The organism is Streptomyces sp. NL15-2K (genome assembly GCF_030551255.1).
Lineage (GTDB): Bacteria > Actinomycetota > Actinomycetes > Streptomycetales > Streptomycetaceae > Streptomyces.
Window position 1 is genome coordinate 3566017 of the sequence record NZ_CP130630.1, and the last position, 20832, is coordinate 3586848.

The 20832-nt window shown below is 68.4% G+C and carries 23 protein-coding genes and 3 pseudogenes; 8 read left to right on the top strand and 18 right to left on the bottom strand.

What is annotated here, in order from left to right; translation table 11 throughout:
- The first annotated feature begins 33 nt into the window (after positions 1 to 33).
- From Q4V64_RS15670 to Q4V64_RS15685, 4 genes are read left to right on the top strand one after another with little or no spacing between them, the layout of a single operon-like run.
- Positions 34 to 474, top strand: a complete 441-nt coding sequence (locus Q4V64_RS15670) for a roadblock/LC7 domain-containing protein (protein WP_124442512.1) — start codon at positions 34 to 36, stop codon at positions 472 to 474.
- Between the two features lie 2 nt (positions 475 to 476).
- Positions 477 to 854 carry a DUF742 domain-containing protein gene (locus Q4V64_RS15675; protein WP_124442511.1) on the top strand — a complete coding sequence of 126 codons (378 nt, stop codon included), beginning with the start codon at positions 477 to 479 and terminating at the stop codon, positions 852 to 854.
- Complete coding sequence (locus Q4V64_RS15680; protein ID WP_124442510.1) at positions 832 to 1434, top strand: ATP/GTP-binding protein; 603 nt, start codon at positions 832 to 834, stop codon at positions 1432 to 1434. The genes Q4V64_RS15675 and Q4V64_RS15680 overlap by 23 nt, the downstream gene beginning before the upstream one ends.
- 30 nt (positions 1435 to 1464) lie before the next feature.
- Entirely contained in the window at positions 1465 to 2073 is a 609-nt protein-coding gene (locus Q4V64_RS15685; RefSeq protein WP_124442509.1) for a GAF domain-containing protein, read from the top strand.
- A gap of 92 nt (positions 2074 to 2165) precedes the next feature.
- Here Q4V64_RS15685 and Q4V64_RS15690 read toward each other — a convergent pair whose 3' ends face one another.
- The 12 genes and pseudogenes from Q4V64_RS15690 to Q4V64_RS15745 form a co-directional block, all read right to left on the bottom strand.
- The gene (locus Q4V64_RS15690; RefSeq protein ID WP_124442508.1) at positions 2166 to 3401 is read right to left on the bottom strand and encodes an acyl-CoA dehydrogenase family protein; all 1236 of its coding nucleotides are present in this window, start codon (positions 3399 to 3401) and stop codon (positions 2166 to 2168) included.
- 493 nt (positions 3402 to 3894) lie between these two features.
- A pseudogene (locus Q4V64_RS15695) lies at positions 3895 to 4344 on the bottom strand (IS481 family transposase); the annotation flags it as partial.
- Between the two features lie 182 nt (positions 4345 to 4526).
- Positions 4527 to 5027, bottom strand: coding sequence for a flavin reductase family protein (locus Q4V64_RS15700; protein WP_124442507.1), 501 nt, complete (start codon positions 5025 to 5027; stop codon positions 4527 to 4529).
- On the bottom strand, positions 5024 to 5524 hold the full coding sequence (locus tag Q4V64_RS15705) for an NAD(P)H-dependent oxidoreductase (protein ID WP_124442506.1): 501 nt from the start codon (positions 5522 to 5524) through the stop codon (positions 5024 to 5026). The genes Q4V64_RS15700 and Q4V64_RS15705 overlap by 4 nt, the downstream gene beginning before the upstream one ends.
- Entirely contained in the window at positions 5524 to 6930 is a 1407-nt protein-coding gene (locus Q4V64_RS15710) for an MFS transporter (RefSeq protein WP_124442505.1), read from the bottom strand. Before Q4V64_RS15710 ends, Q4V64_RS15705 begins: the two co-directional genes overlap by 1 nt.
- A gap of 1 nt (position 6931) precedes the next feature.
- Positions 6932 to 8284 carry an NtaA/DmoA family FMN-dependent monooxygenase gene (locus Q4V64_RS15715; protein WP_253267196.1) on the bottom strand — a complete coding sequence of 451 codons (1353 nt, stop codon included), beginning with the start codon at positions 8282 to 8284 and terminating at the stop codon, positions 6932 to 6934.
- Complete coding sequence (locus Q4V64_RS15720; protein ID WP_124442504.1) at positions 8263 to 8922, bottom strand: isochorismatase family cysteine hydrolase; 660 nt, start codon at positions 8920 to 8922, stop codon at positions 8263 to 8265. The genes Q4V64_RS15715 and Q4V64_RS15720 overlap by 22 nt, the downstream gene beginning before the upstream one ends.
- Entirely contained in the window at positions 8922 to 9983 is a 1062-nt protein-coding gene (locus Q4V64_RS15725; protein WP_124442503.1) for an LLM class flavin-dependent oxidoreductase, read from the bottom strand. Before Q4V64_RS15725 ends, Q4V64_RS15720 begins: the two co-directional genes overlap by 1 nt.
- A 79-nt stretch (positions 9984 to 10062) precedes the next feature.
- The gene (locus tag Q4V64_RS15730; RefSeq protein WP_216377663.1) at positions 10063 to 11187 is read right to left on the bottom strand and encodes an ABC transporter substrate-binding protein; all 1125 of its coding nucleotides are present in this window, start codon (positions 11185 to 11187) and stop codon (positions 10063 to 10065) included.
- Between the two features lie 109 nt (positions 11188 to 11296).
- On the bottom strand, positions 11297 to 12151 hold the full coding sequence (locus tag Q4V64_RS15735) for an ABC transporter permease (RefSeq protein ID WP_124442502.1): 855 nt from the start codon (positions 12149 to 12151) through the stop codon (positions 11297 to 11299).
- Between the two features lie 16 nt (positions 12152 to 12167).
- Positions 12168 to 12938, bottom strand: coding sequence for an ABC transporter ATP-binding protein (locus Q4V64_RS15740; protein WP_253267194.1), 771 nt, complete (start codon positions 12936 to 12938; stop codon positions 12168 to 12170).
- Between the two features lie 219 nt (positions 12939 to 13157).
- On the bottom strand, positions 13158 to 13583 hold the full coding sequence (locus tag Q4V64_RS15745) for a hypothetical protein (RefSeq protein ID WP_124442500.1): 426 nt from the start codon (positions 13581 to 13583) through the stop codon (positions 13158 to 13160).
- 155 nt (positions 13584 to 13738) lie between these two features.
- On the opposite strand from Q4V64_RS15745, the pseudogene Q4V64_RS15750 reads away from it, so the two are divergent.
- From Q4V64_RS15750 to Q4V64_RS15760, 3 genes and pseudogenes are all read left to right on the top strand, one after another.
- Positions 13739 to 13921: pseudogene (locus Q4V64_RS15750) on the top strand (DDE-type integrase/transposase/recombinase); the annotation flags it as partial.
- Positions 13922 to 14272: 351 nt separating this feature from the next.
- The gene (locus Q4V64_RS15755) at positions 14273 to 14530 is read left to right on the top strand and encodes a type II toxin-antitoxin system VapB family antitoxin (protein WP_124442499.1); all 258 of its coding nucleotides are present in this window, start codon (positions 14273 to 14275) and stop codon (positions 14528 to 14530) included.
- A complete protein-coding gene (locus tag Q4V64_RS15760; protein ID WP_124442498.1) occupies positions 14527 to 14940 on the top strand; it encodes a PIN domain nuclease in 414 nt (137 codons plus the stop codon). The genes Q4V64_RS15755 and Q4V64_RS15760 overlap by 4 nt, the downstream gene beginning before the upstream one ends.
- A gap of 334 nt (positions 14941 to 15274) precedes the next feature.
- On the opposite strand, the gene Q4V64_RS15765 is transcribed toward Q4V64_RS15760, so the two are convergent.
- From Q4V64_RS15765 to Q4V64_RS15775, 3 genes are all read right to left on the bottom strand, one after another.
- Positions 15275 to 16093 carry an oxidoreductase gene (locus tag Q4V64_RS15765; RefSeq protein ID WP_124442497.1) on the bottom strand — a complete coding sequence of 273 codons (819 nt, stop codon included), beginning with the start codon at positions 16091 to 16093 and terminating at the stop codon, positions 15275 to 15277.
- A 285-nt stretch (positions 16094 to 16378) separates the two neighbouring features.
- The gene (locus Q4V64_RS15770; protein WP_216377661.1) at positions 16379 to 17011 is read right to left on the bottom strand and encodes an enoyl-CoA hydratase/isomerase family protein; all 633 of its coding nucleotides are present in this window, start codon (positions 17009 to 17011) and stop codon (positions 16379 to 16381) included.
- 111 nt (positions 17012 to 17122) lie between these two features.
- Positions 17123 to 17353: a hypothetical protein gene (locus Q4V64_RS15775; RefSeq protein WP_216377660.1), complete on the bottom strand. Its 231-nt coding sequence runs from the start codon at positions 17351 to 17353 to the stop codon at positions 17123 to 17125.
- Between the two features lie 425 nt (positions 17354 to 17778).
- On the opposite strand from Q4V64_RS15775, the pseudogene Q4V64_RS15780 reads away from it, so the two are divergent.
- Positions 17779 to 17946 (top strand): annotated as a pseudogene (locus Q4V64_RS15780) (ISKra4 family transposase); the annotation flags it as partial.
- A 153-nt stretch (positions 17947 to 18099) separates the two neighbouring features.
- On the opposite strand, the gene Q4V64_RS15785 reads toward Q4V64_RS15780, so the two are convergent.
- Genes Q4V64_RS15785 through Q4V64_RS15795 form a run of 3 tightly spaced genes read right to left on the bottom strand, consistent with a single transcriptional unit; the run spans position 18100 to position 20832 of the window.
- Complete coding sequence (locus tag Q4V64_RS15785) at positions 18100 to 18507, bottom strand: hypothetical protein (RefSeq protein WP_124442495.1); 408 nt, start codon at positions 18505 to 18507, stop codon at positions 18100 to 18102.
- 58 nt (positions 18508 to 18565) lie between these two features.
- On the bottom strand, positions 18566 to 19462 hold the full coding sequence (locus tag Q4V64_RS15790) for an RNA polymerase sigma-70 factor (protein WP_124442494.1): 897 nt from the start codon (positions 19460 to 19462) through the stop codon (positions 18566 to 18568).
- Positions 19459 to 20832, bottom strand: coding sequence for an FAD-dependent oxidoreductase (locus Q4V64_RS15795; RefSeq protein WP_253267193.1), 1374 nt, complete (start codon positions 20830 to 20832; stop codon positions 19459 to 19461). The genes Q4V64_RS15790 and Q4V64_RS15795 overlap by 4 nt, the downstream gene beginning before the upstream one ends.

Genomic DNA, 20832 nt, shown 5'->3' on the forward strand with positions numbered 1-20832 from the left:
GGCCCCCACTTGCAGCAAGGAGAAGACGCCACCGTGAGCGACACGCATGCCGGCCAGCCGAAGAATCTCGACTGGCTTCTGGCCGGACTCGTCCAGAGGGTCCCCTACACCCGCAGCGCCCTGCTGCTGTCCTCCGACGGACTCGCGAAGGCCTTTGACGGGTTCGAGACCGCAACCGAAGCAGACCACCTGGCCGCCCTCGCGTCCGGTCTCCACTCGCTCGCCCGCAGCGCGGGCATGCAGTTCGCCGAGGGAGCCGACGTGCGGCAGGTGGTGGTCGAGTTGGACACCGCCCTGATGTTCGTATGCGCGGCGGGCTCCGGCGCCTGTCTGGCTGTCCTGGCCGATCGGCAGGCCGATGCGGCCGTGCTCGGCTACGAGATGGCCATGCTGGTCAAGAGTGTTCGGCCGTATCTCGCTACACCGGTCCGACAGCAGACGGCCGGCGCGTCGTCGATGGATCCGGGGCGCTGAGGATGTCGGACACGGAGGACGGGTCGTGGCTCGACGACGAGGCCGGGCGGCTGGTACGTCCGTATGCCGTCAGTAATGGGCGCACCCGTCCCTCGGCGCACTTCGACCTCCTCACCCTCGTGATGGCCACGGGCATTCGGCCCCAGACCTACCTCGGCCCCGACTACGACCGGGTGCTCGCTCTGTGCGACGCGCCCGTGACGGTTGCCGAGGTGGCCGCTCACCTGCGGTTGCCGGCCGTCATCACCAAAGTTCTGCTGTCCGACCTCGTGACGTACCAGGCACTCTCCGCGCGAGCGCCCAATGCCCTCGAGGCGACCTCCCCGACCGACCGAAACCTCCTGGAGGCGGTGCTGCATGGTCTTCGCAAGCGGCTCTGACCCCTTCCCCACCGCCCTGAAGATCCTCATTGCCGGAGGCTTCGGGGTCGGCAAGACCACGTTCGTCGGAGCGGTGAGCGAGATCGAACCGCTCAGCACTGAGGAACTGCTGACTCAGGTCAGCGTCCGGACGGACAGCCTGGTAGGCATCGAGGACAAGTCGACCACCACCGTGGCGATGGACTTCGGTCGCATTTCCCTGGACCAGAACTACGTCCTGTACCTGTTCGGCACGCCCGGGCAGGAGCGGTTCTGGTTCATGTGGGACGAGCTGTCCAGCGGGGCGCTGGGCGCCGTGGTTCTCGCGGACACCCGTCGGCTGGACCACTGCTTCGCCGCCGTCGACTTCTTCGAACGGCGTGGCATCGGCTTCATCGTGGCCGTCAACGAGTTCGACGGTGGCTATCGCTACACCTCCGAAGAGGTTCGCTCGGCCCTCGGCCTCAAGCCCGACGTACCCGTCGTGATGTGCGACGCGCGGCAGTGCAACTCCGGAACCCGCGTGTTGATCGCCCTCGTACAGCACCTGCTCGCCTCGACTCCCGGCGCATCGCCCGCGGAGCTTAACCCGTTGCGCTGAGACCGCTCAACGCAACCGATTGGAGCCTGCATGTCAGCCCCGGTTCCCTACAGCCAGTCCCAGTCCCAGTCCCAGTACGACCCGACCAGCCATCTGCTGCTGACCCCGGAGGACCGGGACGCACCTGCCCGGGTGGCCAGGCTGCGCGAACTCGGTATCGGAGACGCCCCTGTCCCGGACTTCGACGAGTTCGCACGCAACCTGGCCCAGATCACCGGCGCACCCTTCTCGATGGTCAACTTCATCGACGAGAACCGTCAGTACTTCGCCGGCCTCTACGCCGCCGGTCGGCCGGGAGTGCACCTGGAGCCGGCACCGCAGCAGGAGCAGGTCGGTCGCACGATGACGCGTGATCAGGGTTACTGCCCGCACGTCGTCGTGCGCAAGAAGGCGCTGGTGCTGGAGGACGTCTGCGACTATCCGCGGTTCGCCGGGAATCGTGTCGTGGACGAGATCGGTATCCGCTCGTACATGGGCGCGCCGCTGATCGACTGGAAGACGGGCATGGCCCTGGGGACGATCTGCGTGGTGGACACGGACACCCACCCCTGGGGGCGGGAGGGGCTGGCGACCATCAAGTCGATGGCGCAGCAACTGGTCGAGCGGATCCACACCATGGAGGAACGGGGCGAGCTCTGAGCGCGCATGAGCGGCCTCCGTTTCCCGTGGAAGACCCCTGAACCAGATGTGGGAGCCGCGGGCACGACACTGTGTCCGGGGCTCCCCGTGGTTCAGCCGGCGTGGCCGGCCGGCTCCAGCTGTTCGTCCCTACGCGGCGGTTCCACGGTTCGTACGAGATCGGCCAGGTGCTCGGACCACTGGCCCTTGGCCATGCCGAGCGCGATCTCGCCGAGCCGCAGCAGCTGGATGTCGGAGGTGCCGGCGGGTGCGTAGATGTGGTGGGCGTCGCGCAGATAACGCTCCACCGGGCGGTCGGTGAACAAGCCGCTCGCGGCGTGGATCTCCATCCCGTCGCGGGTCGAATCGACGGCCGCCTCGACGTTGAGGAGTTTGGCGTTCATCAGCTCCGCGTCGCACGGCAGCCCCTGGTCGAGCAGGTGGACAGCGTGGTAGGCGGCCAACCGGGCCGTCATCAGCCGTGACTTCATCCTGCCCAACTTCAGCTTGATGTTGCCGAGTTCACCCAGCGGCGCACCGTACCGCTCACGCTCGATGCACAGGGCGGTCGTCTCCTCGAAGACGGCCTGGTGGATACCCAGGGAGACCGCGGTCAGATTGGGCCGGCCGTAGAGAATGCTCGACGAGTAGGCGACGGCAAGGCCCTGCCCCTCGGCGCCGAGCAGATTCGCCGCCGGTACCCGGCAGTTGTCGAAGATCAGCTCACCGAAACTGAAGCCGTGCAGGCCCATGGCGGGCCGCAGTTCGCCGAGCGAGAAGCCGGGGCGGTCGGCCTCGACGAGGAAGGCGGACAGTCCCTTCGATCCCTCACCCGTACGCACGACCACGCCGTGCAGGTCTCCGACATGGCTGTTGCCGACGAAGACCTTGCGGCCGTTGAGGACGTACTCGTCGCCGTCGCGGACGGCGGTGCTGCCCATCCCCAGGACGTGTCCGCCCGACTCCGGTTCGGTGACCGCGATCGTCGGCAGACAGTCGCCCGCTGCGATACGCGGTAGCCAGGTCCCTTTCTGCTGCGCGCTGCCGAAGTGAATGATTTTGGCGACGCCGAGCTGGGAGGCCTGCACCATGGCTCCCATGGCCCCGCTGACGCGGGCAAGCTCCTCAATGATGATCGTCTTGGCCAAGTGCCCGGCCCCCATCCCGCCGTACGCCTTGGGAATGGTCACGCCGATCCAGCCCTGCCGGGCGATGAGCCTGGACAGGCCATGGGCCACCGCACGCGAAGCCTCCATCTCCGCTATCCGCGGACGCACATCTCGCTCTGCGAACTCACGCACCCTGTGTCGCATGTCCTCGTGCCACCCGCTGGTGAAATAGCGTTCCACAACCCCTCCTACAACTGCCCCCGTGTCCGTCCGGATCCGGAGGTCATTCGTCGGGCAGTGGCGCCTCGCCCAGGCTGACTGCCCGGAATATTGTCTACTTATCGATCCATCTCAGCCAAGATCACCCTACAAGGTTGACCGAAACACGACCACTTGCATGCCACCCCAAGTGTGCGATAGGAAACGGCACTTGCTCTCATTCGGTCACACTACGGAGAGAAATCGCTCAGGTGCGAACAAGGTCCACCCAATTCGGACATACGTCCGCCCATCGGACGTTTTCCCGGCATGCAGGCAGTGGCGCGCATCGACAACCAGTCATGTTGTGTCTGGCTGATAAAGGACCCTTCACGGAACTGCCACAACGACCTCACCGTCAAAGTTCAGCCATGGTCACAGAGGACCAATCGGCGCCTTCGCATCCAACTGGCCGGCCGGATCGGCTCATTCGCCGCCCACAGCGCCACTCGCGGTGCGGGGTGCGGTGGAAGCGTTCGACCTTGCCGATGGCCTGGGGCCGGTAGGCGCGGGTGAGTTTGCCGGTTGCGCCGAGGTCGGCCAGCGCCTGCCGCCAGGCGAAGCCCATGCTGCCGCGTCGGGCGCGGCCTGCTCGGCGGCCGAGGACTCTGTGGCCTCCGCCGTCGGGGATGCGGCCGAGTTTCTTGACGTCGACGTGGATGAGTGCGCCGGGCTGGTGGCGTTCGTGGCGGCGGATGACCTGGCCGGTGGGCCGGCCCAGGAAGGCCAGGCGGTTCAGGCCGCGGCGGATCAGGACGCGGTGCACGGACGAGGCGGGCACGCCCAGGATCGGGTCGAGGCGGGCTGGTCCGCGTTTGCGGGTCTGCCGCAGCCGGCACACCTGTGCCTCCACCGCTGCCGTGGCGCTGTGGGGTGTGGTCAGGGGTCGGCTCGGCCGGTCATGCGGCCCCCGCTCGCCCTCGGATTGGGAACCCGGCCGCGGGTTCCTCTTCCAGTACTTCGTCGCGTTCGGCGCCAAGGTGAACGCCTTCCCGACCTCTGAAAGGCCCTCAGCGGACCGGCAGCCACACCCCACCAGAGCAAAGCCCGGCAGGGTGGTGAGTTGCTCCCAGCCATGCCGGCCCGTCGTGGCGCCGGCATCCCGCCTCAGTCGGCCAGCATCTTGAACGTCCGTCGGTGCCAGACGAGCGGATTGCGCTCGTCGTCGGCCATCATGGCGAGTACACGCAGCACGATGATCTCGTGATCGCCGGCTGGATAGTTGTGCTCGATCGTGCACTCCAGCCAGACCGGCGCGCCCTCCAGGAAGATGGCGCCGGATGCTCCTTCGACCGTGCCGAGGCCGGCGAACCGTTCTTCCTTGCTGGGGGACGCGAGTTGGTGTGCCTTGCCGCTGTGCTCCTCGCCCAGGACGGACACTCCGATCGTCTGCGCGCGGGACAGCACCGGCCAGGTCGTCGAGCTGTGCTGCACGGCGAAGGCGACCAGGGGCGGGTCGGCGGAGATCCCGACGGCGAACGACGAAACGATCATGACGGTCGGGTGACCGTGGACCCGCGCCGAGAGGGCGGCGACTCCTGAGGGGAATGCGGCGAACGCTCTCTTCAGCTCGCCGAGATCCGAGGTGAGGGCTTCCATCGTGGTCATCGTGCGGTCCTCGTCCTAGCGGTTTCGAGCACAATGCGGCTCCACTGCCCGGCCCAGCGGGCGAGTGAGTCATCCGTTGTGTAGGTGGAGTCGAGTTGGTAGAGACCCTGCGCGGGGCAGGTCGCACCGAGTTCGACGAGCACTGGTTTGAGCGTGAGTTCGGGGGCGAGCGCGTGCGCTGGTCCCGCACCGAGCATGAGGGGCAACGCCACCTGGTCCGCCAGGCCCGTCGCGGTGGGGAACTGGTCGAGGAAGATCTTGAGCAGGCCGGTGTAGGTGCCTTTGTAGGTGGGTGATGCCGCGATCACGATGTCGGCGGACCGCACGAGTTCGACGGCCGCGGTGACCTCCGGGTCGCCCCAGGCGACCAGGCCGGCCCCGAGCGCGGCGACTTCGAGGACCTCGCAGTCCAGATCGAGGGCTGCGGCGAGGCGTTCGGCGGCGTCACGGGTGCGCGAGCCGGGCTTGGGGTTTCCGATGACGGCGACAGCCTTCATCAGGCGACTCCTGTCGGTAGAGGGGGCGCGGCGGCGGACGCCGCGGGAGAGTCGGCTCCGGGACGGTCGACTCGCAGGAGCACGGATGCGAGGAGGCAGAGCAGTCCGGTGGCGGCGAGTCCGCCGAGGGTGGGGGCGTAGCCGAACCCGGCCAGGAGAACGGCGCAGGCCGCGCTGCCCAGCACCGCGCCGAGTTGCTTCATGGCGTTGAAGGTCCCCGACGCTGCCCCGACCTCGTCCGGAGCGACCGTGGTCACCGCCGCGATCGACAGCGGTGACCAGACGAACGAGTTGGCCACTCCGTACACCGCGAAGGCGGCGGTCAGTGCGGGGACCGGTGCGTCCATCGCGACGAGTACCGCCGAGGCCCCGATGGACAGGACGAGCGCGGACGATCCGATGACGGCGACGGCGCGTGGTCCGATTCCGTTGTTGAGCCGGGCCGAGAACGGAGCGCCGAGCAGGCACAGCACGCCCATCGGTACGAGGGTGAGCGCCGCCGGTCCAGGGGCGAGCCCGCGCTCCTGCTGGAGGTACAGCATCAGCGGGATCATGACCGAGCCCGCGCTGAAGGCCGCGGCGGCGCCGCCCCAGGCCGCGATGACGAATCCGCGACTGTGCAGCAACGCGACCGGCACCAGCGCGCGCTGCCCGTCGCGACGCTGCAGCCAGACCACGGCCGCGACGACCAGCGCGCCGGTGACGGTCAGCAGCCAGCGGGGGACGCCCAGCACGAAGGCGCTCGCGGCGTCCGTGCCCTGGATGCCGAGGACGAGTGCGCCGACGCCGGTCGCGTTCGCGCAGAACGCCCACACCGGGATGCCCGTCTCCTGACGGGGCAGGGCGGGCACGAACACGGACACCGCGACCATCGCCGCGACGCCGACCGGGACGTTGACCCAGAACACCGCGGGCCAGCCTCCGATAGCGACGAGCAGGCCACCGACCAGCGGCCCGGCGGCCACCGCGGCTCCGCCGACCGCGCCCCAGATGCCGAGCGCGACGGCGAGGCGCGGCGGCTGGAACAGCGCCTTGATGAGGGTGAGGCACTGCGGCGTCATCAGCGCGGCACCGACGCCCTGTGCCATCCGCCATCCGATGAGTGCCTCGACGGTGGGGGCCAGCGCGCACAGCAGTGAACCGAGCGTGAAGGCCGCGAGTCCGATCAGGTGGACGCGCCGGTGGCCGTAGCGGTCCCCCAGCCGTCCCGCGGCGATCAGGGGCACCGCATAGGCGATGAGGTAGCTGCTGTTGACCCAGATCGCGAGGGTCTCGCTGGTGTGCAGGCCGGTGATCAGCGCGGGCAGCGCGACCGAGGTGACGGTGCTGTCCAGCAGCAGCATGAAGAACCCCGCGCACAGGCTGCCGAGGGCGAGCCAGTGACGACGCTCGCTCCCTGCAGTCATCTCACACCGCCAGGTTCTCGCGCAGAGTGGCGCCGGGGTAGGCCGGTGCGAGCGCGCCGCGGCGGCGCAGCTCGGGCAGCAGCAGCTCGCTGATCTCGGCGAAGCCCGAGGGCATGGCCAGCGGGCAGGAGAGCATGTAGCCGCCGCGTGATCCGGTCGCGGCGAAGTTCTCCTCCAAGGCGTCGGCGACGGTGGCGGGGTCGCCGACGATGCTGTGGTCCAGTCCCGTCGCGCTCCCTCGGCCGTGTGCGAAGAACTCGCCGCGGCTCATCGTGTGGTTCTCACCGAACTCGGCGACGAGCGAGCCGATGAGGCCCGCTGGACTGGCGTTGGCAGCGACGATCTCGTCGCGCAGCTCGGCCAGGCGGAACGACTGCGGCAGCGTGGAGAGGTCGTAGCCGGCGTTGTGCGACAGGTAGGTGGCGACGGCCTCCTCGTTCCAGAACTCGTGCACGGCGTCGCGGCGTGCCCGTGCTTCGGCCGCCGTGCGGCCGACGATGACCTGCGTGGCCCAGAGGATGCCCGTACGGGCCGGGTCACGCCCCTCGGCGAGGAGTGCCTCGTCGAGCAGTTTGCGATGGTTCTGCTGCGCCGTGAGGTTGCCGCCGAAGCCGAATATGAGATCGGCGAACCGGGCTGACGCGGCGATGCCGCGGGGCGAGTTGCCCGCCTGGACGATGACCGGGTGGTGCTGCGGACTGGGTACCGACGCGAGGGGGCCCTTGACGGTGAAGAAGCGCCCTTGGTGATCGATCGGGTGCACCTTCGAGGGGTCGGCGAACCGGCCCGTCTCCCGGTCACGCACGATGGCGTCGGGTGCCACCGAGTCCCACAGCCCGCGGCAGACCGCGAGGAACTCCTCCATCCGCTCGTAGCGCAGGTCGTGGTCCATCAGCTCGGCGAACCCATAGTTGGCCGCGTCCGCGCCGCGCGTCGAGGCGACCACGTTGAAGGCGATGCGCCCACCCGTCACGTGGTCGAGCGAGTTCAGCAGCCGGGCGACGTAGAACGGGTGCATGAACGTCGACGAATAGGTGAGTCCGAAGCCGACCTTCTCGGTCACGGTGGACATCGCCGCGATGACCGGTGACATGTCGTGGCGCGGCCATTGGATGCCCCACTCCACGGCCGGTTCGATCTTCCCCCGCCAGGTGCTGGGGATGCCGCTGCCATCACCGAAGAACAGCATGCCGACGCCGGCGCGCTCAGCCGTCCGCGCGAGCTCCATGTACATGCGTACGTCCGGGAAGTCCTGCCCGACCCATGACCCCTGCCGGGCCCACGCGCCCTCGGTGTGGGTGAAGGACAGGTCGAAGCCGATGTGCATGCCGTTCACCGCACGCCTTTCTTCCACAGTTCGACGATTTCGTCGGTGTCGCTGAGTACGGCCACGTTGAGTCCCATCTGCACGAGGGCCGCGGCGTTGACGTCGAGGTCGTAGGCGGCCGTGGCGTCCCGGGGGACGACGACGGGCCAGTCCAGTTGCATGGCGTCCAGGGCGGTCGCGTGGACGCAGCACTCGCTCGTCAGACCCACGACGGTGAGCCAGCGGCAGCCGGCCCCGCGGAGCCGCGCGTCGAGGTCGGTGTCGAGGAAGCCGCTGTACCCGCGCTTGACCACGCGCGGTTCGCCCTCGGCGGGCTGCACGCGGTACCAGTCGGCCCCGGGCTTACCGAGGACGCACGGCTCGTCCGGACTCATGGGCGCGTCGTAGTCGCCTCCGCGCAGCCAGTTGCCCGACCGCCACGGCCTCGCCGGGGCACTGCCCAACTCGACCCACATGACGGCCACGTCAGCCGCTCGCGCGGCGTCGACGAGGTCGCCGATGCGGGTGACCGCCTGGTCGAGCGCCGACAGTGCGGCATCCGTCAGGCCGTAGTCCTTGAGGCGGTCCGGATCGGCGAAGTCCCGTTGCACGTCGACCACCACGAGCGCGGGCCTGCTGCCGGGCCGGGTCAGGTGGGCGAGTTGTCTGTCGCGCAGGTCGGACATCAGACCGCCCTTTCGTCGCGGTCGCGCAGGGCCGGCAGCACGGTCTCGCCGAACAGCAGCATGTCCTTGTCGTACTCCGGGAAGATCAGCATGAGCCCGTCCAGGTCGGCCTCGCGCACGATGTACTCGATGTGATCGGTGACCGTTCGCGCCGATCCCGCGACGTACGCGGTCTGGAAAGCCGCCTCGCCGTCGGCGCCCTCGGCCCACGCGCGGGCCTGGTCCTCGGGCACGCCCCAGGTGCGGCGCATGTGCGTGAGTGCCTCGCGGTCGAGGCCCGCGCCCCACTCCTTCACCTTCTTGGCGGCCAGCTCGTCGGTCTCGTCCTGGACGACGGTGAGCATCGAGTAGGTCTTGCAGACCCGGCCGTTGGCCTTCGCCCGCCCGTGGACGTCTGCCGAGAGCACCCGCATGTCGTCGAGGGTTGCGGCACCGAGGAAGGCCCCGTCGGCGTAGGTGGCCTGGAATCGGCGCGCGTCCTCCGACTTGCCCGCGTTGATGATGGTCGGGCGGCTGACCGGATGCGGGCGGGACTCACAGTCGACGAGATCGAAGTAGGGCGTGTGCATGGTGACGGAGTCCTCGGTCCACAGCCGGGTGACAGCCTCCGTCCACAGGTCCGTCATCCGGTAGCGGTCCTCGTGGCTGAGCCGCGGGTCCCACTCCCCGTACTGCTCGAACTCTCCCGCGTAGGCGCCGTTGACGATGTTCATGCCGGCGCGGCCGCCGGAGATGTCCTGGAGGGTGGTGAACATCTTCGCGGCGATGGCGGGATTGTGGACGTTGGTGTGCACGGTCGCCCAGATCTTGACCCGGCTGGTCGCCTCGGCGAGCGCCGCCATCATCGTCATCGATTCCAGCGAGCGGCCCCAGTGGTCGGTGCTGCCGCCGAAGCCGCGCCACTTCGCCATCGACATGATGAAGTCGAGACCAATGGCCTCCGCGTGCAGGGCCGCGCGCTTGTTCCACGCGTAGGTCGCCTCGGGGTGTGGCGCGGTCGTGGACAGCATCCAGCCCCCGTTCGCGATGGGGAGGAAAACTCCATACTCTTTCGCGGGCACGTTGGTGGGCCTTTCCGTGAGATTTTCGCTGCTGCGGAAGGCGCCGGGAGCCGAGCGGGGCTGCCCCGGCGCGATGCGGCTACGGGGCGGGCCAGACGAGCTTGTCGGCGGCGTAGATGTTCTTCACGGGGGAAGTGTCGAACCATCCCTTGGCCTGGGCGGGGGTCACGCTGTCGGGCACGGTCTTGAACTGGTGCAGCATGTCGACGAGCGCCGCGACGTTCTTGAGGTCGATGCCGCCCAACGGCTGTCCGGGCGTAGCGTTTTCCTTGACGACCTGCGTCTCGGTCTTCCAGATGGCCGCGTTCAGCTTCTTGTCGTACGTCGGTCCGGACAGCTGTGCCGCATACCCGACGCACTCGGCGATGTGCTTGTCGTCGGCCGAGCAGTAGTCGTAGGCGTGCAGCGCGGCGCGCAGGATGTCCTCGACGGCGTGCGGGTGCGCCTTGGCGAACGCCGGATTCACCGCCATCGCGCCGAGCGAGCTCGGGACGCCGTAGTCGATCGGCCTCCACACCGTGACGGCGTCGCCGGCCGCCTTGAGCTGGTTGGGCTCGTTGGAGACGAACCCGGTGAGGGCTTCGAGCCCGCCCTGCCTGCGCGGCAGTACGGAAGGGTCGTAGCCCTGCTTGACCAGCTTGAGCGAGTCCCACTTGACTCCGGCCTTGACCAGCATCGCCTGGACGGTGGCGGGTACGTGGCCCTTGTGGCCGACGACCTTGCCGTCGAGCTGGGTCAGCTTGGTGATGTCCTTGTTCGTCATCAGGATCTCGAGGCCGGCGTCCGAGTACGAGGAGATACCCGTGATGTCGATCCCGTTGGCCCGGGCCTGGATGAGGTCCTGCTGGGCGACGGGACTCACGGTCGCCTGGCCGCTGGCAAGCAGCTTGGCGTTCTGCGCCGTATCGCCGGTGCCGGGCTGGAGAACCACGTTCAGGCAGAGGTCGTTGAAGTAGCCGAGCTTGCTTGCGGCGATGTACTCGAGGATCGACACCGACGACTGGTACTGGTAGCCCGACAGGTAGGTGATCTTGCCGACGGCCTTGTTCTCGGCGCACCGCTTCGCGGAGATGGCGGAGCCTTCCGAGCCGGTCGAGGCGCTGGCGTCGGAGTCCGAGCCGCATCCCGCGACGCCGGTCGTCAGCGCGATCGCGGCGATGGATGCGAGCCCGGATCTGATGAGGCGGGACTGCAAGGGTGACATGGGTGACTCCAACCTGGCGGTGGCCGCCGGGGAACGGTGCGGATGAGGGCATGGGTCGCCAGAGCCCCGACGATCGCGGGCCACGGGCTGTGCTGGGAGATGAGCCGAATCAGTTGTGGGCGCTGTCGTGCCAGTGGAGAACGCGGCGCTCGACCAGCGTCACGGCGAGCAGCAACAGCACACCCATGACCGCGAGGACGAGGATCGCGGCGTATACGACCGGCAGCTGGTTCATGGACGAGGCCACACTGATCACGGTGCCGAGGCCGCGGGCCGATCCCGACGCCGACATCTCGGCCACCACGGCGCCGACGAGCGACAGCGGGAAGACGATGCGCAGCCCCGCGAACAAGAACGGCAGCGCGTTGGGGACGCGCACGTGCCACAGCAACTCGACGCGGCCGGCGTCCATCGTCCGGTACACCTGCAGCACCTGCTGCGACACGGACCGCAGACCGATCGCGGTGTTGATCAGGAGTGGGAAGAAGCAGATCAGGCCGGCGATGACGAGCTTGGGCAGCGGGCCGAAGCCGAAGGCCACGACCAGCGCCGGTGCGATGGCCACGAGCGGAGTGACGTTGAGGACAACCGCGATCGGCATGACCGCCCGGCGTACCAGTGGGAGCTCACTGGTCAGCACCGCGAGAACGAACGCGGCGACGAACCCCATCGCGAGGCCGAGCACCGCCTCGCCCAGGGTGACCAGGGCGTTGTCGACGTAGTAGCCGAGCTGTGTGGCGAGCGAGTGGCCGATGTCCGGCAGCGCCGGCAGCAGGTACGGCAGCTCGTCGGCTCCCCACTGCCAGAGGGCGGCGAGGATCGCCAGCATCACGAGAAGAGGCGCCCAGACGGACGGGCGGATCCACGCGATCCGGGACCTCGGGTGGCTGAGGCTGAAGCGCGACGGCTCGACAGGCAGCTGGGTCTCGGTCGCCACAGTGGTGCGTTCGTCGGCTACGGTCATCTCTCCGCGCTCCCACTCAGGCGGCTTCGCCGTGCCAGGCACGGCGAAGGCGGTCTCGGATCAGGTCCTCGTACTCGTGGAAACGGCGCTCCCCGAAGAGGCGCTCACCGCGCGGCCGGGGCAGGTCGACGTCGATGGTGTCCACGATGCGCCCGGGGCGCGGGGCCATGACGACCACGGTGTCGGAGAGCCGGACGGCCTCGGGGACGGAATGGGTGACGAACAGGACGGTCGTCTTCAGCTCGTCCCAGAGGTCGAGCAATTGGTCCTGGAGGCTCTCGCGAGTGAATTCGTCGAGTGCGGAGAACGGCTCGTCCATGACGAGCACGTCGGGCCGCAGGCCGAAGGCGCGCACGATCGCGGCACGCTGCTGCATGCCGCCGGACAGCTCTGCCGGGAGCTTGTCCAGGGCCTCACCCAGACCCGCCTTGACGAGGAGATCCCTCATGTCGGAATCCGCTGTGGCCCCCCGCTCGGCGAAGCCGGCGATGCGCGCACGGCGGCCGGCGGCACCCTTGTTCATCTTCTGCGGCAGTGTGACGTTCCGCAGCACGGACAGCCAAGGCAGCAACGCCGGGCTCTGCGGCACGAGCCCGATCATCTTGGCGGCGCATGCCTGCGCCGGGGGCACGCCGTGCACCCGGACCTCGCCCCGGTCGGGCCGCTCGAGGCCGGCCACGATGCGCAGCAGTGTCGACTTGCCGCAGCCGCTGGGCCCGATGAGGCTGACGAAGCGGCCGGGCGGCACCGTCAGATCCACGTTGTCGAGGGCATTCGTCGCGGACAACCCGAATCCGTAGACCCGGTGTACCGACCGCAACTCGAGTGCTGGCGTGCCAGTCACCTTCACGCTCCCATCCATGTCGCGAGCACGAAGGCCCGATCCTGGAAGTCGGAGAGCGTGCGTAGCGAGTGCGGGGAGGCTGCCACGCGGAAATCCGCTTAGGTGATACCGACTTTAGGTATGCCGTGTTTCGCCGCCCCGCCCTGTTGCGTTTCGCGGGCTTTACGTGCTGCGCTTCAGTGTTACGACCGTACTTCCGTCGAAGACGTAGACCTCGATGCCGAGGTCCGCCGCCGCGCGTGCCACCCAGCCGCCGAGCGCCTGCACGATCAACTCGGTGACGAGGAGCACCGTGCGCTCGGCGGTCGGCACCGAGTCCCGCAGCCAGAGCAGCTTGAACATGTCCGCCATGACCTTGTTGCGGTAGGCGGGCTTGTAGGCGCCCTGATTGCTGACGAGTTGGACGAGCACGCGGCCCGCGGTGTCGATGCCCTCGACCTCGACACGGCTGCCGTCGGGCAGCATGAGCGGCTTCGGACGCAGACTCGTGCCGAGCCGGTCGCCGAGGGCCAGCAGCATGCGGCGTTCGATGGAACCCTCGGTGAACCGGCTCCACTCGTTGGGGGCTTCAATTACTGTCAGGCGCACGTGCCGGAGTTTACGAATCGCCCGTTTCGCACGTGTTTCGTGTTGTCGGCATCGTGCTCGTCCACCAGTTGCCGCGGCTTCACCTGCCCTGTCTTCACCACTGCCGTGACTGGCTGTCCGGGTCTGCTGAATGGTCGTAACCGCTCGGCTACGCGACGGGCACCCACCACGACGCGGACCTGGTCATGGCCGCGCTGGATCTGGCAGCGGCAACCCGCGGCGGTGACATCCACGGCGTGATCTTCCACTCGGACCGCGGCAGCGAGTGCACGTCCCGGAAGTTCGCCCGCGCCTGCCGCAAGCTGGGCGTCACCCAGTCCATGGGCCGGGTCGGCTCGTGCTTCGACCGACGGACCGGGCGCGTTGATCTGCTCGACGGTCACATCGGACGGACCGATATGGCGTGCCTTGCCCTCCGTAATCACCTCGGTCAGGGCGCCGACGTCTTCCTCGACCGGCGCGGTGCGGACGCTGACCTGCCCGTAGCGGTCCACCGCGGGCTCGACCAGCGGCCGGTCTCGAACGGCTCGTCCGGCAGCGGCTTGAGCAACGGCTGTTCAGCGGCGAATTACTCGCCCACCGCCCGCGGCCGGGCGCCGATCCGGCGCTGGGCGCGCGACAGCAAAAGCCCAGATACAATGGATCTTGTGCATTGATATACTCGTCCTTGTACATGAAGGAGGGGCACCATGAGTCGCACTGTCATCGACCTCGACGACGAGGCCTTGGAAGCAGCCGCCAAGGAACTGGGCACGACAACCAAGCGCGACACCATCAACACCGCCCTGCGGGAGGTGACGGCCCGCTACCGACGGCTGCGCGCACTGGACGAAGCCCGTGAACTGGCAGCCGAAGGCGCCCTGGACATCGATCTTCTTCTCGACAAGAGCAAGTACCGACCCACAAGCCCGGCAGATGGCGGCCGCGACGCCGGAGCGGATGAGTGACCGTCGCCGACTACCTCATCGACACTTCCGCCCTCGCCCGTGTCCTGCTGGGTCACAGCACGGCCGAGTGGAACGACAGAATCGGCGCCGGGCTCGTCGCGATCTGCGACATCACCGAACTGGAAGTCCTCTACTCCGCCCGGTCACTCGCCGACCGCACCCGGCTGAAGGCGGCACTGGATGCCACCTACGCCTGGTGCCCCGTGCCGGAGGGCGTCTATCGCCGCTCCCGCGTGGTCCAGGAGCAGCTCACAGCCAAAGGTGAGCACCGCAGCGCGGGCCCCGTCGACCTCCTCGTGGCAGCCGCCGCCGAGGAGGCGGGACTCACCCTTCTCCACTTCGACCGGGACTTCGAAACCATCGCCCGCACAACGGGACAGCACGTGCGCATGATCGACCTCAGGCAGTAACGCGAAGCCGAAGCCTCCGCCGATCCCCGGATTCAGTCCGTTGGCCCAAAGTTGTGAATCCGCACCCCCGATGAGACGTTTCCGCAGGTCACAATAGTTTGCGTTTCTCAGCTGATCCATGGCGTTCTTGCAGGTCAGTCGTGCATGGTCAGCACGCGGCAGATCGGCTCGGCACCGCCGAAGCGGTGCCGGTGCTCGTCGATGAACGATACGAGCGCATTCGATGTCCCGGCTCGGCCCGTCCAGGCGCGCCTTGGGCAAGTCGGGCCATGACTCTGACTCTCTACACGGAATCGAGTCTCCATCCGAACCGGGGCGGTTCAGTCTGCAAATCTCAGCCGGCGAGCTTGTTGGTCTTGCGGATCTGTCCGTCGAAGACCCCGGCGGGAAGGATACGGTGCGCAGCGCTGAGGAGCCGGGCGCTCCGGCCGGCGGCGTACCGCACCTTCGGCTTGGAGTCGGTGGCGGCCGCGACGATCACCTTCGCGACGGTGGCGGGGTCGTCGCCGTCCTCGTTGACCGCCAACGCCAGCTTGTCGGCGATGCGCCGCTGCTCCGCGTAGATCTGCATGGGCATGTCGGGCTCGACGGTGCTCGCCTCGAACGAGGATTTGGTACCGCCCGGCTGGACGATAAGGGCCCGGACCCCGTGTTCGCGGATCTCATGGTCCAGGGACTCGGTGTACCCCTCGAGCGCGTGCTTGGACGCCGAGTAGGTGGCCATGTAGGGCGCGGGGAGGAACCCGAGGACGGACGAGATGTTGATGATGCGCCCGCTTCCCTGGGCGCGCATGTGCGGGAGAACGGCCTTGGTCATGCGCATCACACCGAAGACGTTGATGTTGAAGAGGCGCTGGGCCTGCGCGAGAGAGTTTTCCTCGTCGGCGCCCGAGGAGCCGATGCCCGCGTTGTTGACCAGGACGTCGATCCGCCCGAACCGCTCGATCACCTGCTCGACCGCGGCAGCGACCGAATCGTCGCTGCCCACGTCGAGGGCGAGGAACGTCACGCCGTCGCGACGGTCGGCTCCCGACGTCTTCCGGCTCGTCCCCACCGTCTCGAAACCCGCTGCGGCGAGCGCGAGGGCGGCCGCCTTTCCGATACCGGTGGACGCGCCTGTCACGAGTGCCACCGGTCGGTTTGTTGTAGTCATTGCGGCCTCCAGAGCCATTGAATTATGATCATAATACTAAACGGGAGGACGAGTGGTTGGCAAGTGGTCTTCTGTAGTGAGAGCAAGAAATGCACGGGGGAAGTGCAAGCGGGGAGCGGTGGATCATCGAGGTGGCCGGGTGCCGCTTCAATTGGTGCGGCATTGGCGGCCGGCGGATCTCCATGCTCATGGCAGCCGCGGGGCTGACCGACGGACCTTCGTCACCGGGGACGGAGCGGCAGCTTGGGGCGAGGGCCCTGACAACACCCTCCACATCGACCCGATCTACTCGCTTGGGCTACCTCCGATTCGCCCGGCGGCGAGTGCTCGCGCGTACGTCTCACGATTCAACAGAGGGAGCTCGCCAGTGGCGTCCGTGGTGGCGATGTATTCAAGCATCCGCCTCTGAGCTTCCTTCGATTGGTCTCTGACCAGGAACTCGGCGTGCTCGAGCTGCAAGCCGTCCTCGAGCGACAGGGAGCTGCCGAAGTAGATGGATCGCTTGATGGCTCCGAGAGATTTCTTCGAGCGTAGGCTCAGATACTCTGCGCGCTCGATCGACCGTGCGAGGACCGTTTCCTGTGGCACCACTTCGTCGACCGCACCGAGCGAGAGAGCCTCTGCAGGCGTGAACGGCCTGCCTTCGAGAACGGCGACCAACGTCCGCTGAGTACCGATCAGACGAGGCAGTCGCTGAGAGCCGCCGCCACCCGGTGTCAGTGCGAGCAGGACTTCTGTCAGGCCGATGACATGCTCCCCGTCTGCCATGATGCGCAGATCACAGGCAAATGCCAGTTCCGCGCCGACGGCAAGTGCCGAACCGTTGAGTGCCGCAACGAAGATGGTGCCGCTTGCATTCATCTTCAGGAAGGTGGCATGGAAGCTGTCGAGCTGCAGAAGTGTCTTGAGCCGGGTCATCCCCGCGAGCGTTCTGACAACCGGCACTCTGTTGATGAGTCTCGCGGTGCGCGCTACGAGCTTGGCGATGCGCGTGTTGATCGGCGGGAATCCAGTGCCACCTTCTTGTAGTCAGCGCACATCAGAATGACTCAAGAAGCGGTCAGGATGCGTACCGGTGAAGACGACCGCGCGGATGTCCGGATCGCGGTCTGCACGATCGACCAACTCTTTCAGCTGCTTGGTGATCTCGGGATCGAACAACGCATGCGGGCCTCCGTCGATACGAGCGACAAGCACCCCGGCGTGGCCCTCGACGGCAATGTGTCCTGCGGGCTGCGAGCTACTTCGCGACGTGTCCATGTGACCCTCCGGTGAGTTGGCTGTGGTCGACGGTTTCCGGCGCTCGCGCGAGTCACGCTCCTCCTGAGACGGCGACGCATTCTGTGCGCAGGGGGCGTGCCGGCCCGGCGACCGGGGGCGGCAGGTCGGGCGCGGTCATGTCACGCGGATGACGACCCCGTCTCCCGCGGTGCGCGCGCGAGTGCGCTGACCACGCCCGACTCTACGGACAGCGAGCTGCAAGCGAATCTGTCACCGTATCGGTCACGGAGATGGCGAAGTTTGGAACGCAGGTAGCACGAGCGCTCCGGCGGCAGCTGCCATGAAGCTTTCAAGCAAATGGACCTTTGCGGACGGCGCCAGGAGCAGGCCGCCCACCGCGCGCCGCGGGCCGCCGGATCGACGCCTCCCTGGAGCACTCCACCGCCGCCGTGGTCACCATGCTGTTCGACCAGGCCGAAAAGCCCGACCCGACGCACGGCCGCCGCTGGATCGTGCTGGTCGACGGCGCCAACCACCAGCTGGAATGCCTGGAAAGAGAAGCCGCCGGACGCGACGTGGACATCGACATCATCGTCGACTTCGCACACGTGCTCGAATACCTGTGGAAGGCCGCCGAGGACCTGCACCCCGCCCAGCCCGCCCGCGCCGCCTTCGTCCAGGCCCACAGCCCGCGACCTGCTGGAGGGCCACGCCCCCGCGTGGTCGCCGACCTGCGCGCGGGCGGAGGTCGGCGAGGTAGCCGTCCACAGCGGTTCACCAGACGGCTACGACCTGGCCGCGGGGCGCAGCGGCAAGCGCGTGGACAGTGTCCGGACCAGGGCCAGGGTGCTGAGGGCGAACATCACCACACCCAAGGGGACATGGAGCGAGGGCACGTGCGCGATACCCAGCGCGACCTGCGCCGAGGCGAGGAGGAGGAAGCCGGTGGCGTACAGGACGGGGCGGGGGGATCCGCCGCCCGGACGCCAGGCCAGGACCGCGGCGAGCACGTACAGCATGGCGGCGGCGTACATCACCTTCGATCCGACGTCGTGCAGCGTGTATCCGTGGGACGAGGTCAGCAGCATGCCCGCGGTGACCGCCTGGAAGAAGAGGGTCAGGGTCTGCAGGGCTGTCGCGGTCCTGAGGAAGGTGAGGCCTCGCGGCGCGACGGCCGTCGTCTGTCTGGTCATGGTGTGGTCCCCCTCTTGTGGTGTGCGGCGATGGACGGGTGCTTCCGAGCCGTTGGCGTCAGCGCAGGGTGAGCGGGGTCTCGCAGGTGACGCGGGTCAGCTTCTCGGGGTTGCGGACGAAGTAGAGGCCGGTGATGCGGGTGTCCTCGACACGGACGGCCATGACGCCGTCCAGCTCGCCGCCCACGTGTACGGCGAGTGCTGGGCTGCCGTTGACCACGGTGGGCTCCCAGGTGATCGTGGCCTCGACCTTGGCGGAGCCGCCGAGGTAGAAGCGGACGATCTTCTCGGCGCCGATGACGGGCCTGAGCGCGGCGCGCGTGACGCCGCCGCCGTCGCTGAGCAGAACGACATCGGGGGCGAGTACGTCGAGGAGGTCCTGCGGGTTCCCGGTCTCGATGGCGCGTCGGAAGGACTCCAGTGCCGCTTGTGTCTCATTCGGAGAGGCGGTCCGGCGGGGCCGGCGGGCGTCGACGTGCCCACGGGCGCGGTGCGCGATCTGCCGTACGGCCGCCGGGGTCTTGCCGACGGTCTCGGCGATCTCGTCGTAGTCGGCCTCGAAGACCTCGCGCAGCACGAACACCGCCCGCTCGGTCGGGGAAAGGCTTTCCAGGACGAGCATCATCGCCATCGACATGCTCTCGGCCAGTTCGATGTCCTCGGCCACGTCCGGCGTGGTGAGCAGCGGCTCGGGCAGCCACTGGCCGACGTACGCCTCGCGGCGGCGCTTGATGGTGCGCAGCCGGTTGAGCGCCTGCCGGGTCGTGATCCGCACCAGGTACGCCCGCTGGTCGCTCACCTGCCCCAGGTCGACCTTGACCCAGCGTAACCAGGTCTCCTGGAGGACGTCTTCGGCGTCGGCCGCCGATCCGAGCATCTCGTAGGCGACCGTGAACAGCAGGTTGCGGTGGGCGACGAACGCTTCGGTCGCCAGGTCGGTGGTGTGGTCGGTCATCTCTGGGTCTCTCTCCCTTCGAATGTCGAAGGCCTGGTCAGGCTGCCCGCTGCGATGGCCGACGCCCCGCCCTGCTCGGCCTGCGGCAGTTGCCGGCGGTGGTCGCCCTTGGACCAGGTGTGCACGACGACATCGGTGTTCTCAGCCATAGGTGGCTCCTCCGTTTGCAGGGGTCGGACCGTCTTCCCGACGGACGGATCCGGCGCGGCGGCCAGGCGGTGCTTGCGCTTGGGCAGGCCGAAGGTCGGGTGCGAGGTGGCCCACAGCGACACCTTGAGGATGCCCGCCTTGATCCGCGCGGCCTTCCGGCCTCCCACATACTTCGGCTTTGCCTGCGCTTCGTCGTCGACCATCTGCAGGATCCCGTCCCGCCGCCCGAGGCTGATGTGGTTGCCCAGGTACTCCAGCTTGGTGTTCGGGATCTTGCGGCTGGTGAGGCGTCCCACGATCGCGTCCGCGGCCTGCCGGCCGGTGTAGCCGGCCGAAGCGCAGGACATCGGCAGCGGCCGGCCGTTGTCGCCGATGGCGTAGGCGCTGTCGCCGGCGGCGTAGACGTCCGGGTGCGAGACCGACCTCATGGTGCGGTCGACGACGATCCGACCGTTCTCGGTGACCTCCAGCCCGCCGGCGGCGGCGATGGGGCCGGCCGCGAACCCGGCCGTCCACACGGTCGCGTCGGACGCCAGGGCGGTGCCGTCGGCACACAGTACCCGCGTGGCTTCGACGGCTTCGACGCTGGTCTGCTCCAGGACGGTGATGCCCAGCCGCTCGCAGGCCCGACGCAGGTGACCGCGGGCTCCGGCGGAGAGCCGGGCTCCCAGCTCGCCGCGGGCGACCAGCGTCACCGACAGGCCGGGCCGGGACTCGGCGATCTCGGTGGCGGTCTCGATGCCGGTCAGCCCGTCGCCGACGACCAGCACACTCCCGCCTTGGCCCCGCCTGCCCAGGCTGTCCAGGCGCTCGCGCAGGCGCAGAGCCGACGGCCTGCCGGTGACGTCGAAGGCGTGCTCGGCCACGCCGGGGACGCCGCCGTCGGCGACGTGGCTGCCGAGCGCGTAGAGAAGCGTGTCGTAGCCGAGTTCGCCGCCGCCGTCGGCGTCGGCCACGGCGACGACCTGGCGCTCGGGGTCGACGGCGGTGACACGGGCCAGGCGCAGCCGTATCCCCGTGCCCGCGAAGACGTCGGCGAGCTGTGGAGCCTCGATCTCCTGGCCGGCCGCGAGCTGGTGCAGCCGCAGCCGCTGGACGAAGTCCGGCTCGGCGTTGACCACCGTGATCCCGGTGTCCGCCGGGGACAGCCGGCGGGCCAGGGTCCCGGCCACGTAGGCCCCGGCGTAGCCGGCGCCGAGGACGACGATGCGGTGCTTCAT